This window comes from Paenibacillus lactis (genome assembly GCF_017873605.1).
GTDB classification, from domain to species: domain Bacteria; phylum Bacillota; class Bacilli; order Paenibacillales; family Paenibacillaceae; genus Paenibacillus_AQ; species Paenibacillus_AQ lactis.
The window spans coordinates 174059-188117 of record NZ_JAGGKI010000003.1 but is presented as its reverse complement, the minus strand read 5'-3'; the positions used below and the strand labels follow the sequence as shown (position 1 = coordinate 188117).

The following is a 14059-nucleotide window of genomic DNA, read 5'->3' as shown; positions in this document are numbered from 1 at the left end:
TGACTTCTCTGCGTCTTCAGGATTAAGTTCGCCACGGATCTGCATGTGATTCACAGTTCGAAATGTCGATCCATGCCGTAAACAACGTAAATTCGCATGTCGGATGTATGCTTCGTGATGATGCCGCTTACTTAGAAATAGAGATATCAAGACGAAACAGGAGGTCTATCGGAATATGAATCAGGTTTGGCGGGTAGTTATCGTCGGCAGTCAACCTACAAGCATGCTGGGAACGAAATTGATATTGGAGGAGGAGCGGGACCTGACCGTCCTGGGGATGACCTCTTCCGGTACGGAAGGGGTGAGGATGGTCGCTGAGCTGTTACCCGAACTGGTCTTATTGGATTACCAACTTCAGGACCAGACCTCGGAAGCGATCCTGGAACAGATGAAGCAGTTGTCCCCGAACACCCATGTGGTGGTCATGACCGACAACGACGGCCTTCCGCTGCTTCAGTCCTTGGTTAACCGGGGAGCGAGCGGGCTTTTGTCCAAGCAGGCCTCGACCTTTCAGCTCATCCATATGATCGCCGGTCTTCGGGAGGGGGTAGCTTCTCTTCCGCTGGAATGGGTAAAACAGGGGATATGGCCGCTGACGGCCTCGGCGATGAACGAAGGCGGGCTGCAGCTTTCTGAGACGGAGGCCTTTATCATGGAACGGATCGTGCAGGGCATTACATACGATAAGATCGCATCTGAAATTCAGGTCAGCCGGCGCTCCATCGACAACTACCTCCGGAAAATTTATGTCAAGCTTGGCGTATCGACCCGGGCGCAGGCCATTGAGAAGTATGCGCTGTATACCCGTCAAGGAAGGCAAATATATGCTTAAAATTTTACATAAGGTATAATATATAGATATCGGGAATATTTTTTAGAGGTTGTAAAGAGGCTCCCTGAATATAAAACCGAGGTTTCCATAAACGGTTAGAGGAGGGATTTCCATGCAGTATTCCTTTGCTTCCCGTGCACAGACCCTGTTGTCATCCCCGCTGCGCAATATCCGTGAGCTTGCGAAGCGGGATTCTTTTATTTCCTTGGCAGAGGAGCTGCCGGCTGAGGAATTATTCCCTATGCATTCGCTGGCCGAGGCCGCTACCTCTGTACTAACCGCCGATCCGGAAGCCTTGCAGTACGGGGAAGCGGAAGGCTATCGCCCGCTGCGTGAGTGGCTGAGCCGGGATCTTGCCAAGCGCAAAGGACTGAGTGTCCAGCCCGGGAATATACTGCTGACAACGGGTACACAGCAGGCCATTGATTTGCTGGTCAGGGTGTACGTCGAGCCGGGCGACGCGGTTCTCGTGGAGAATCCGACGTCACCCGGTCTGCTGCAGGTGCTCCGCCTCCAAGGGGCTGAAATCGTGCCGGTTCCGGGAGATAGCAGCGGCATGCTCCCGGACCGGCTGGCGCCGCTGATTCGCAAGCACAGGCCAAAGCTGCTCATGGCAGCGCCGAATTTCACGAATCCGACAGGTGTCATGTGGAGCCTGGAACGGCGAGCACAGGTGCTGGAGCTGTGCGTGCAGCACGGGCTTCTCATCGTAGAGGATGATTCGTACGGGGATTTGTATTTCGGAGCAGCCGGCGGGCCGGATCGGAAGCAGCGGCTTCCATCCCTGTTTTCTCTGGAGGAGAAGCAGGGAGCGCATGTGCTTTATGTCGGCTCGTTCAGCAAAACGGTAGCTCCGGCGCTCCGCACGGGCTGGGCGGCAGGCAGCCCGCAGGTCATTGAGATGATGACGGCGGTGAAGCAGATGGCGGATTGGCAATCCAGCATGCTGAATCAGCGGATGCTCCATCATCTGCTGGAATCGAATCACTTTAAGCTCGAGGACCATATCGAGATGCTGAACAGAGAGTACGCCACGAGGCTTAAGCTCATGGTGGAGCTGCTGAAGCGGAGCGCCTGGAAGGATGCTAAATACGAGGTCCCTCCCGGCGGCATGTTTCTGTGGGTGGAGCTCCCTCCCGGCTTGAATGGCGATGCTCTTCTGCGGGCTGCATTAATGAAGGGGGCTGCTTTCCTCCCGGGATCGATGTGTTCGGCAGGAGGGGAGAATGCCGAATGCATCCGGCTGAACTTTACCCATCCCGGCCGCGATGAGCTGCTGCTGGGCATGAACCTGATCAGTGAAGCCGTCATGGAATTTACCGCGCGGAATTAACCGTAGCGTGCTCAGAATCCAGTTTGCACAGCGGATATAAGCTTGCTGGGATCCAGTATGAACAGCGGAATTAAGCGGGCTCAGGATCCAGCATGTACAGCGGAATTAAGCGGGGTTAAGATACAAAGACAGCTGCAAGTTACAGCTACAGCCACGAGTTACATCTACAGTAAGATACACGATGAACACAGGCTGCCGATTCAACCAGCGTTTGGTTGGAGCGGCAGCTTTTTTGGGTTCCCAAAACGCCAGTTTTATCTTTATATGGCTTGACTCTGCGGACCAGCCTTGATCCATTGGAATCATCTGTTCTACTCAAATTGGTAACGCGATCCTCTCGGCGCACGGTATAATGATGACTGCTGCACGATGATCAACGTAGACGCTCGGACGACAAGCCATTAAGTCCCGTCATACTAGCGGATTCGAGCACGTTGGCATAATCCGCGAGGGCTTGGAGACCGGCCGGGGTAAGCCGATAGCGTCCGCGGCTAACCCGCCGGAACCAGCCGTAGTAATTGCGCTGCAGGATAGCCGCCGCCGAGCCTACTCCGCTCCGGTCTCGTACAATCGCAGGCGAGACTCCGGGCAAGGGAGCTGCCGTAATGTCCACGGCTGCGGCAGACGCCTCAGCGCTCTGCCGCAGCGTTTCCCGCTGCTCATTCTCCGCGCTGTATAGGGCAGCGGCGACGCGGAGCGTCTTCTCGCGATAAGCCGTTACCAGCTTGGCCCGGGTGACGCCGCCCGTGTTGTAGTCGCCGCTGCGTTCCCTGAATTCGTTCAGCAGCCGCTCCTTGCGCCTGATCGCCGTTCGTCCCCGGGTGACGGCGATCTCCGGCTCGCAGAGCACCTCCACAAACGGGGCCTTCGTCTTGTAGAAGGTGACCGTAATGAGCCCGAGGCCGAGCCGCCCGCATAATCCGGTCAGCTCGGACCAGCGCTGATTGACGGCCCCTTTCTTGGCCCGGCTCTTCTCTACGGCCAGGTACACATAAGGCGTCAGTTTCAGGCGTTCGAGCCCTTGGAGAAGCAGCGCCAGATTGAATGTTTTTTTCATCTCCACGATCAGGGGCTCGTCCGCTCCCTCCTTCATTCCGACCAGGTCGCAATTCCGAACCTCCCCCTTGACTTCATACCCATTTATTTCAAAAAAAGCCTTCAATGGAGCGTACAGCTCGGCTTCATGCTTGATCGCCATGATTGCCCTCCTTGATTATTGCATCTGCTCGAATGTTACGTTCATGTAAAATCAGTATAGCATGAGGACCGCATCGTGGCGTTCCCGATTGGGATAAGACGAGCGGCGCTCAGCAAAAAAGCTCCGGCTTGACTTCGAAAATAAGGTCAACTATTCCGGGCAAGGCGCATAGGTATGTAGTACACTTTTTCGAAATCGAAAATTTCAAATGACGCTGTGGAATGGAAGCCAATCCCCATAAACAGACTCATAGGAGGTAGCGAAAATGGATATTTTCGAACGCATAGCATCATATAGGGCAGAGAGCGACCGTTTGGCGTGGAGCGGCACATTCAGGGAATATATTGAATTATTAAAGAAGGATCCCTCTCCAGCCATGACGGCTCACGCCCGTGTGTATGACATGATCGAATCCTACGGGATCGAGGAGAGCGGCGGCCGGAAAAAATATAAGTTTTTCGAGCAGGAGATCTTTGGACTGGACCGGGCGATTGAGAAGCTGGTCGAGGAATACTTCCACTCCGCAGCCCGGCGGCTCGATGTCCGCAAGCGGATCCTGCTGCTGATGGGGCCGGTCAGCGGAGGAAAATCCACGATCGTTACGATGCTCAAGCGGGGGCTGGAGAAGTACTCCCGAACCGACAGCGGTGCGGTGTACGCCATTTCAGGCTGCCCGATGCAGGAGGAGCCTCTTCATTTGATCCCGCTGGAGCTGCGGCCGGAGATCGAGAAGGAGCTTGGCGTTCGCATCGAGGGGAACCTGTGCCCGGCCTGCCAGCTGCGGCTGAAGACCGAATACGGCGGCGATATTGAGAGCGTGAAGGTTGAACGGGTGCTCATCTCGGAAGAAGGCCGGGTGGGGATCGGGACATTCAGCCCTTCCGACCCGAAATCGCAGGACATTGCCGACCTGACCGGCAGCATTGATTTTTCTACCATCACGGAATACGGCTCCGAGTCGGATCCGCGGGCATACCGGTTCGACGGGGAGCTCAACAAGGCCAACCGGGGGCTGATGGAATTTCAGGAAATGCTCAAATGCGATGAGAAGTTCCTGTGGAATTTGCTGTCCCTGACGCAGGAGGGGAACTTCAAGGCCGGACGCTTTGCGCTGATTAGCGCCGATGAGCTGATTGTGGCCCATACGAACGAAGCGGAATACAAAGCCTTTATCGCCAATAAGAAGAACGAGGCGCTCCAATCCCGGATGATCGTCATGCCGATCCCGTATAACCTCAGGGTCAGCGATGAAGAGAAAATCTATGCCAAGCTGATCGGGCAGAGCGACATGAAGCATATCCATATTGCGCCGCATGCATTGCGTTCCGCCGCAATATTCTCCATATTGACCCGTTTGAAGGAGACAAAGAAACAGGGAATGGACTTGATCAAGAAAATGCGCATGTACGACGGCGAAGAAGTGGAGGGCTACAAGGAAGCCGATCTGAAAGAGATGCAGAGCGAATATTTAGAGGAAGGCATGTCCGGCGTGGATCCCCGGTATGTCATTAACCGGATCTCAAGCGCTCTTATTAAGCAGGATCTTCAGTGCATTAACGCGCTGGATATGCTGCGGGCGATTAAGGATGGGCTGGATCAGCACGCTTCCATTACCAAGGAGGAGCGGGAACGGTATTTGAACTTTATTGCAGCTGCGCGCAAAGAGTATGATGAGCTGGCCAAGAAGGAAGTGCAGAAGGCGTTTGTCTATTCCTTTGAAGAGTCGGCCAAGACGCTGTTCGAGAACTATCTTGATAATATTGAGGCATTCTGCAACTGGACCAAGATCCGCGATCCGCTGACCGACGAGGAGATGGATCCGGATGAAAGATTGATGCGTTCCATCGAGGAACAGATCGGGGTATCAGAGAATGCCAAGAAGGCCTTCCGCGAGGAAATCATGATTCGCATCTCGGCATATTCGCGCAAAGGGAAGAAGTTCGAGTACCATAATCATGAGCGCCTGCGCGAAGCGATCGAGAAGAAGCTGTTCGCAGATCTCAAAGACATCGTCAAAATCACCACCTCCACAAAAACGCCGGATGCGGTGCAGCTGAAACGCATTAACGAAGTCAGCTCCAGACTGATCGAGGAGCACGGCTACTGCCCGGTCTGCGCCAATGAGCTGCTGCGGTACGTAGGCAGTCTGCTGAACCGATAACTTTCGTCCTGAGAGCTGGCGTCATCCACCGTTCTTGCGGGAAGTGAGACTAAACGTCAGGAGCGGAAGGACTCGCAAAAAAATGAACCGGCGGGGGCATAGCCTGTTTTGGAGTCAGCCCGGTCAGCTGTTAGGGATTACGCAGAGGGAGAATGCTTGGGAGCGGTAATCCAAACGAAGGTTGAAGGCGAGCTGCGCTGGCGGTAAATGGTTACCGCCAGCGCAGCTTGTTTCTGTCTGCATGGGGGTATCGAAACTCGTCCGGTATGATCGCATTTTCGATTTAACTTGCATATTCAGGCAATGGCAAGATGTGATTTTATACACTCAATTAGGACTTTAGAATTATGCCTTGATTGGTAAATATAGTCTATAATGAACCCTAAGTACTTAGACCTGTAACAGGGATCATTCTATTTAGGAGTGAAGGATTTCGTCATGATGGATGTTTCACCGAAAAGACGTCAGCAGCTGGAGTATATCGGACTACGTGAGCATGATTTAGAGCTGCTTGCACAGCACCGCGATGTGTTTGTCAAGGTGGTCGAGGAGGTGGTGGACCGGTTTTACGCGAGAATCGGCGAACAGCCGCAGCTCATGCAGATTATTAACCGAATGTCGACCATGGAGCGGCTGAAGGAAACCCAGCGGGTATATTGGTTGTCGCTTGCAGAAGGCCGGGTGGATGAGGCCTATCTCGAGAACCGGATTAAGATCGGACAAGTTCATTCGAGAATCGGGCTGAATACCGATTATTATCTCGGCAGCTATATGCTATATTTGGATATTGCAGCAGATCTGTTTAAGCAGCTGCTTCCTGAGCAATGGACGCATGTCGTGCATGCGCTCAGCAAAATGTTCAATCTGGATTCTCAGCTCGTTCTGGAGGCTTATGAGATGAAGGAGAAAGAAAAAATTCAAAATTTGGTCACGGATCAACAGAAAATGTTGGAAGCGATTACAGAATCGGTGCAGGAGCTGACCGCCATGATCGTTGAGCTGGATCAAAGCGCAGCGCTGATGGCCGATAATGCCATGAAAACCGCGGAGGCTCAAGAGAAGGCCCATACGCTGACCGCCGAGCTTGGCGAGGAGATTCTCCAGATCGAGCAGATGGGCAGCCTGATCCGGGAAATCTCCGACCAGAGCCATCTGCTCGGACTGAATGCCGCGATTGAGGCTGCGCATGCCGGAGAGCTCGGAAGAGGCTTCGAGGTGGTGGCGGGCGAAGTGAGAAAGCTCGCAACACATTCTAAAAAAGCGATGGAAGAGATCCAAAGCAAAGTCAGCGGGATTATACGCAAGCTGGGCCTGGTGGAGCAGGAGTCCGAGAAGACCTCGGTGAACGCCCGAAATCAGGCGGCAAGCTCCCAGGAGCTGGCGGCTTTCGTGAAGATGATGGAGAAGCTCGCGGATGACCTGGAGGCTTTAAAGCACGAGTATGACGTGCACAAGCATGATCTGGAAGCTGAATCGGCTCCGATGAAGTCCGAGAAGGCCACCGTTTGATTCGAAAGCGAAGGCGGTGCTTGGCGATAAATCTTACAGATGAACAAGAAAGCAGCATCCACGGACCGGAGCGATTGCACCGGGAGGATGCTGCTTCTATTTTTATTAATGCGGAAGAAACGAATCGAAGCTGCGACAAAAGTCATTCAAATAAATCGCCGGTGGAGCTTCTTGCCGTCATAGGAGAATAGAATCGGCTTGCCTTCGATCATGCTGTGCAAATGCACCGGCTTGCCCCAGAGCCGGTAAACGTACGGTATTGTGCGCTCCATGTATTTCAGATCAAGCTCGATGCCTTCGAATAGATGCTTGATCATGAGTTCACCGGAACGAAGATGGTCCCCGTCGGTGACGACCAGATAGGGGTTGCCGCCGTTTACGCGGGAGACGACGAGCTGATCCCGAATGTTTTCCCACGCTTTGTCCGTAATTTTCCACTCAGGGCCCTTCTTCTCGAATACGTACAGGTCCAGATCCTCAACGAGCTCCTTGGTCAAATAATTGCGAAGGAACGAGATGTCGGAGTCGTATTCCCTCACGTCGAACATCTTCTCCCGGTCCCAGCGCCGTTCGATGTCCTCGAAGATTTTAAGACCCAGATAGTACGGGTTCAGGCTGTGGCGCAACGGCTGGACGACGGAAGCGTTCAGCTTGGCGAATTCCACCGTTTCCTCGCTGGTCAGGTCCATCTCCCGCAGTATGCGCTGATGCCAGTACGAGGCCCAGCCTTCATTCATGATTTTCGTCTCCATCTGCGGCCAGAAATACAGCATCTCCTCGCGAAGCATGCTCATGATGTCCCGCTGCCAATCCTCAAGAATATCGGAGTGCTCCTGAATAAACCACATGATGTCCTTCTCCGGCTCAGCCGGAAACCGCTTTGGCGCGGCGGGAGCCTGCTCCGCCTTTTCTTCCTCGTCTTCATCCAGCTCCCATAGATCATCGTACCGGCCGGGAGGCTTCTGGCGTTTGGCCTCTTCCCGCCGCTCCAGCATCCGCCGCTCGTTATAGCGCTGCTTGTCGAGTTTTTCGGGCTTCAGGATTTGAGGGTCGACATGCTCCTGGATCGCCAGAACCGCGTCAATGAATTGCTCGACCGCTTCCGTTCCATGCTCCAGCTCATAACGGGATATCCGCTCGGCGGTAGCGGACATGCTCTCCACCATATTGCGGTTGGAGACCGAAAAACGGGCGTTGTTTTTGAAGAAATCGCAGTGGGCGAGCACATGGGCGACGATCAGCTTGTTCTGAATCAGTGAATTGCCGTCCAGGAGGAAAGCGTAGCACGGATTGGAATTGATCACGAGCTCGTAGATTTTACTGAGACCGAAATCGTATTGCATCTTCATTTTATTGAAGGTTTTGCCAAAGCTCCAGTGGCTGAACCGCGTCGGCATGCCATAAGCGCCGAAGGTGTATATGATGTCTGCCGGGCAGATCTCATACCGCATGGGATAAAAATCAAGGCCGAAGCCTGATGCAATTTCGGTAATCTCTGCAATGGAGCGCTCTAACTCAGCAATCTCGTCTTGGTGCACGAGGATCCCTCCTTCGTTAATGGAAACCTGGTTCTTATCATATATATGGGAACTTGATGGAGATATGCGGGCTCAAGGGAGGAGTCGGGCGAAGAATAGGCTTGTTAAGAGAGCGGGCGGTGAAAGCATGGAGACCACTTTTTGGTGTAAAAAAATACCATGCCGAGACTGTCGATCACGGATTTGCCCTCATGCCAATGTCAGGATGTTCGCGGAAATGATTTACGCTATAATATGAGATAATCCGCTGCGTTGGCATAATCCACCAGTTAATCAACCTGTGGATAATTAGAGGGACAGGGAGGCAAAGGAATGATTCCATTTCCTAAACCGGATGTCGAGCAATTTTTCCAGACTTATTTGATTCGTAATTTTGCTGTAAGCGCAGATGAGTCCAGACTGGTATTCAGCAGCATGAACGGAAAGTTCAATTTATGGGCGATGGACCTGAGGGAGGAGACGGCATATCCTTACCCGCTTACCTACAATGACCAGGCCGCAAGCTTCATTAAGCTGGACCCCAAGGGGCGCCATATTCTTACGGGGTTTGACCGCGACGGCAATGAGAACTATCACATGCACGCGCTGCGCTGGAGCGGCGGGGAAGCGATTCCGTTATTCGAGGATGCCAATCCGGATGACAAGTATTTCTTCGTACATCTGTCCGAGGACGGCAGAAGGCTGTATTACGTCACATCGGAAGGCAACCCGTCCTGTCTGAACTCCCTGGTCTATGATCTGGAGACGAGAGAGAAGAAGCTTCTGCATGAAGGCCGGGATACGGCCACCGAGCTGTCTGCCGTGAGTCCTGACGAGAAGACCATTGCTTATACGAAAATGTATGCCAATACCTATTACATAAGCTATGTACAGCGGGAATCCGAGGAGCCTCTGTGTCTGACTCCGTCGCCAGAGCAGGTGCATACCGCCGGCGGCGTGCAGTTTATCGACAACGATCATGTCGTGTTTACGACCGACTATGATTCCGAGTTTTCTTACGTCGCCGCGTATCACATTTCCCAGCGGAAGTTTGAGCCGCTGTGCCGGATCGAACGGGAGAGCGTTCAGCTTCTACGCTGGCATGAGGATTCCCGAACGCTTTATATCCTGACGGAAAAAGGCGTGGAAGATAAGCTGTATGCCTATTCCATGGACAGCAGCGAATTGACGGAGCTGCCTCTGCCGGCGGATATCGTAGAGCAGCTGAACGTGACGAAATCGGGGACTCTGTACCTGCTGGCCCGCGGCGCGGTCAAGCCGCTGAATATTTACTGCTACAAGGACGGCAGCTGGACCATGCTGACGAAGAACGTGTTGACAGGCTTGACAGAGGAGGATCTGTGCTCACCTGAGACCGTTACGTACCCGTCTTTTGACGGCATGGAGATCGAAGCGCTGCTGTTCCGGGCCAAGGAGGGAGTGGCTAACGGATACACGATCTTCTGGCCGCATGGCGGTCCGCAAGCCGCAGAGCGCAAGCAGTTCCGGGCGATGTTCCAGTATCTCCTGGCACAGGGATACCATATCTTCTGTCCGAACTTCCGGGGCAGCACAGGCTATGGCAGCTCCTTCGTCAAGCTGGTGGAGCAGGACTGGGGCGAAGGGCCGCGCAAGGATTGTCTTGCAGGAATGGATTGGCTGTTCGAACAGGGAATTTCAAGCCGGGAAAAGCTCTTTGTTATGGGTGGAAGCTACGGCGGTTATATGACCTTGCTCCTGGCCGGCCGCAATCCCGAGTACTTCAAAGCGGCAATTGACATCGTGGGGGTGAGCAATCTGTTTACCTTCTACAACTCGGTTCCGGATCATTGGAAGCCGATCATGGAGCGTTGGCTCGGCGATCCGGAGCGGGATCGGGAGCGGTTCATCAAGGATTCGCCGATCACCTACCTGGACAACATGGTGAACCCGATGCTGATCATCCAGGGAGCGAATGACCCGCGTGTCGTTCAAGCGGAATCGGACCAAATCGTTGAGGCGCTTCGAGCCAAGGGCCGGGACGTCGAGTATATCGTGTTCGAGGATGAGGGACATGGCATCACAAAGAAAGCCAACGAAAAAATTGCCTATGCCCGCATGGCCGAGTTCCTGCGGAGAAATCAATAATCGGATCACAAAAAGGCGCCTCGCATCAAGCGATTGCGGGCGCCTTTTTTATGGCTGCAGCGGACTGTTCAGTGCTCGCGAGGGGGCGACAGGTGCTGGGCTTTAAGGCTTTTGTGGTTCGCTGCCAAGATCGGCGCTCGGGCTCCAGACCCGGATGTTGTCGTCTTCCAGAATGCCCAGGGTAACATCGGAGATGTCCGGGTTTTGCAGCAGCAAGGAGTTGACCCGCATTTTGGATACGCTGGCCTCGGCCAGGGACATGCCTTGCCGCAGCTCGATGTATGCCTCGACATGGTAGCTTCGTCCTTCCTGCACGATGCGGAGCCGATTGATGTCACGCACATCCGGGTCCGCAAGGATGATCCGGGAGATCTTCTCCTCGACATCCTTCGGCGCTGAAACGCCGATCAGACCGACCATATTGTCGTACCCGACCTTGAAGGCTACGCCGATCATCAGACATCCGATCAGAATCGTTGCGATGCCGTCGAGGATCAGGAAGTCCATGAAGTGGGCAAATACGATGGCGATCAGCGCAAACAGCGCTCCCAGCGTGGCGACGATGTCTTCATAGAACACAAGCCGGGTAGGCGGTGCGGCCTTGCCGGCGTTTTTGAAGGCGGCCGGGAACATGCCGAGTCCGGCAGCTTCGGTCCGGGTTTCTTTTAAAATCTCCTTCATCGCCTTCATCAGGATACCGCCGTCAATCAAGACCGCTATAGCCAGGACAATGAAGTTCAGCCAGAAGCTCGTTGCCTCCTCCGGATGCTTCAGAAGCTTGTAGCCTTTATGAATGGTTTCATAGGCCATAATCGTTACGACGATGACCGCAACCATACAGACCAGATTGATGACCCTCCCGAACCCTGTAGGGAACTTCTTGGTCGGCTTTCGCTCGGCGAGCACGCTGCCGACGAATACGAAGCCCTGGTTCACGGCGTCGGCGACAGAATGCATGGCGGAGGCGAACATCGTCCCGCTGCCGCTGACGGAAGCAGCGATCGCTTTAATGATCGCAAGTCCCGTATTGCCAAGCGATGCGATGGCCGAAGACGTGTTTCCTTTCTTAATGAGCTGCCACAAGTTTTTCATCCAAACCCTCCGTCGATCAGTGTCAATTTCCAGGTGATTTCCGAAATCTATATTATCACAGGATACCGAATATATGGTGATTTTTTCCTCCAGCGTACGGCCGTTTCCTTAGTTTACCCGAAGTTAAAGCTCATTCTCCATGAATTACTCATAACTTTATTTCTTACCCAATACATTAACAATATAGTGGAAAATAAAGGATGGGTGGGGCGAAGCCGTTCTGGATGCGGCGAGAAGGGATTGAAGGTTGAACCATTGGGTAAGGAGTAAGGACATCTGCCTTGCAGCAATGCGAAACAATGCTAAGGAGGAAATGGGAATGAAGGCGTTGACAAGTCCAGAGGCAGGAGTGGCTCAAGGAAGACAGGATATGGGGCTTATTATTTGCTCCGGATGTGAAGAAATGGTTGATACGATCCCCACCGACGGCGTTAAAATCATTCACGGATACTGCGGCAAAGGAGAGTGCGAGCGAAGTACTGCCCAGAATTCATAAGTTCATTAATCTAAGCAAAGCATGCCTAGGAAGTGCATTCCGGGGCATGCTTTTTATTTTCTGCATTTTATTTGGCGTCAGGCATGAGATGGGGACCCGAGGATCATCAGGAGAACAATCTTTATCAATTTTTTTAATAGGCCATACAAAAAATATTAATACTTTATGTCATCATTTTAGACGAAAATATGTTGCATATATAATATATATGACGTATTATATCCGCAAGCAGAGGAAATGGAAGCAGGAGGGATCACTATCGAACTGACGCCAAGACAGCTGGAAATCGTCGATATCGTAAAGAAGCATGCCCCGATTACGGGAGATCAAATCGCGGAGCTGCTTAACGTTAGCCGGGCTACTCTGCGTACCGATTTATCCAAGCTTGTCATACTGGATTACATCGATGCAAAGCCTAAGGTTGGATATTTTCTCGGAAAGCGGGGCGAGCCTGATCGGGAGGAAAAGTTCCGACTGCTCAAAATGAAGGTTGGCGACCTCCACGGCGTTCCGATCATCATAAGGGAGACCACAACGATCCAGGAGGCGGTTGTCGCCCTGTTCCTTGAAAACGTGGGGAACCTCATTGTGACCGATGCGGACGGCCATCTTGCAGGCATCGTGTCCCGCAAGGACCTGCTCAAGGTGACGCTGGGGAATCCGTCGGCCTCGTCCATGCCGGTCAGCCTTATTATGACGCGCCGGGCGAATGTGACCACGGTACAGCCGGAGGATACGGTGCTTGATGCCGCCCGCAAAATCATAACAAGGCAGATCGACAGCCTGCCGGTTGTCGTTCCGTCAGAGGACGGCAATCCGGATCACTGGAAGGTTGTAGGACGCATTACCAAAACTAATATCATCAAAATGCTGCTCGACATGGTAGCCGAGGAATAGTGGGAGGAATCGGATGAATCAGGCATCGACTCATTTTATAGCAATCTGTTCAGATTCAATCGGGGAGACGGCCGAAGCGGTCGTACAGGCAACGCTGCGGCAGTTCGAGCTGGAAGACGCCGAAATCAAGCGATATATGAATGTTCGGGACGAGGAAGAGCTTACGGAGCTGATGGAGGAGGTTGCCAGACGGGGCGGATTTGTAGCATACACGCTGGTGCAGCCGGAGCTGCGGGAAGTAATCCGGGAGGAGGCGGTAAGGCTGAATATCCGCGCGGTCGATATTATGGGACCGATGATGCAGGCCTTCGCCGACACCTTCAACGATTATCCGAAGCGGCTGCCCGGCTTGCTGCATCGCCTGGATGATACGTATTTCCGCCGAGTGGAGGCGATGGAATTCGCCGTTCAATACGATGACGGCAAGGATGTCAGCGCGATCTTGAAGGCAGACATCATCCTGCTTGGCGTTTCGCGAATATCCAAGACGCCGCTGTCAATGTTTCTTGCTCATAAAGGCTACAAGACGGTCAATTATCCGATCGTGCCGGATTTGTCTCCGCCTTCGCAGCTTCAAGAGGTGAAGACGGGGACGATCATCGGCTTGACGATGGAGCCGGAGCATCTGCTGAAGATCCGCAGCGAACGGCTCAAGGTGATGGGGCTTCCGAATGAGGTTCAGTATGCGACCCTTGAGCGGATCCGCGAGGAGCTCGATTATGCGCTGTCGTTGTATGAACGGCTGGGCTGCCCTGTCATTGATGTGACGGATAAGGCCATTGAAGAGACGGCGGGGCTGATCACGAATTTATTGAAATAATATGTCCATAGAAGTTTGTTTTAACGATACGATGCAGGCAAGAGAGTAAAATGATTTCTGCGATTGCAGGAACATTT

At 53.2% G+C, this 14059-nt stretch carries 11 protein-coding genes; 8 read left to right on the top strand and 3 right to left on the bottom strand.

From position 1 onward, the window contains the following. The first annotated feature begins 175 nt into the window (after positions 1–175). Both J2Z18_RS06495 and J2Z18_RS06490 read left to right on the top strand, forming a co-directional pair. Positions 176–832 (top strand): response regulator transcription factor, encoded by a 657-nt coding sequence (locus tag J2Z18_RS06495; protein ID WP_028403806.1) that lies wholly within the window; start codon positions 176–178, stop codon positions 830–832. Positions 833–944: 112 nt separating this feature from the next. Beyond that, positions 945–2165 carry an aminotransferase-like domain-containing protein gene (locus J2Z18_RS06490; RefSeq protein WP_210094405.1) on the top strand — a complete coding sequence of 407 codons (1221 nt, stop codon included), beginning with the start codon at positions 945–947 and terminating at the stop codon, positions 2163–2165. A 373-nt stretch (positions 2166–2538) separates the two neighbouring features. Here the strand turns inward: J2Z18_RS06490 and J2Z18_RS06485 are convergent, their stop codons facing one another. Further along, positions 2539–3363, bottom strand: a complete 825-nt coding sequence (locus J2Z18_RS06485; RefSeq protein WP_210094404.1) for a DUF2161 family putative PD-(D/E)XK-type phosphodiesterase — start codon at positions 3361–3363, stop codon at positions 2539–2541. Between the two features lie 265 nt (positions 3364–3628). Here J2Z18_RS06485 and prkA point away from each other — a divergent pair, with 265 nt between their 5' ends. Next, a complete protein-coding gene (prkA, locus tag J2Z18_RS06480; RefSeq protein ID WP_007127310.1) occupies positions 3629–5524 on the top strand; it encodes an ATP-dependent protease PrkA in 1896 nt (631 codons plus the stop codon). A 438-nt stretch (positions 5525–5962) separates the two neighbouring features. Next, positions 5963–7033, top strand: coding sequence for a globin-coupled sensor protein (locus J2Z18_RS06475; RefSeq protein WP_210094403.1), 1071 nt, complete (start codon positions 5963–5965; stop codon positions 7031–7033). Between the two features lie 146 nt (positions 7034–7179). On the opposite strand, the gene J2Z18_RS06470 is transcribed toward J2Z18_RS06475, so the two are convergent. Continuing rightward, positions 7180–8571, bottom strand: coding sequence for a SpoVR family protein (locus J2Z18_RS06470; RefSeq protein WP_210094402.1), 1392 nt, complete (start codon positions 8569–8571; stop codon positions 7180–7182). Positions 8572–8883: 312 nt separating this feature from the next. Between J2Z18_RS06470 and J2Z18_RS06465 the strand changes: the two genes are divergently transcribed. Beyond that, entirely contained in the window at positions 8884–10677 is a 1794-nt protein-coding gene (locus J2Z18_RS06465) for a S9 family peptidase (RefSeq protein ID WP_210094401.1), read from the top strand. A 102-nt stretch (positions 10678–10779) separates the two neighbouring features. On the opposite strand, the gene J2Z18_RS06460 is transcribed toward J2Z18_RS06465, so the two are convergent. Continuing rightward, positions 10780–11769, bottom strand: coding sequence for a cation diffusion facilitator family transporter (locus J2Z18_RS06460; protein WP_210094400.1), 990 nt, complete (start codon positions 11767–11769; stop codon positions 10780–10782). A gap of 319 nt (positions 11770–12088) precedes the next feature. Between J2Z18_RS06460 and J2Z18_RS06455 the strand changes: the two genes are divergently transcribed. The 3 genes from J2Z18_RS06455 to J2Z18_RS06445 all read left to right on the top strand — a co-directional run bounded on the left by J2Z18_RS06455 (position 12089) and on the right by J2Z18_RS06445 (position 13982). Continuing rightward, positions 12089–12265 (top strand): GapA-binding peptide SR1P, encoded by a 177-nt coding sequence (locus J2Z18_RS06455; RefSeq protein ID WP_007127315.1) that lies wholly within the window; start codon positions 12089–12091, stop codon positions 12263–12265. A gap of 237 nt (positions 12266–12502) precedes the next feature. Further along, the gene (locus J2Z18_RS06450; protein ID WP_007127316.1) at positions 12503–13162 is read left to right on the top strand and encodes a helix-turn-helix transcriptional regulator; all 660 of its coding nucleotides are present in this window, start codon (positions 12503–12505) and stop codon (positions 13160–13162) included. A gap of 13 nt (positions 13163–13175) precedes the next feature. Further along, a complete protein-coding gene (locus J2Z18_RS06445) occupies positions 13176–13982 on the top strand; it encodes a pyruvate, water dikinase regulatory protein (protein ID WP_007127317.1) in 807 nt (268 codons plus the stop codon). Positions 13983–14059: the final 77 nt, after the last annotated feature.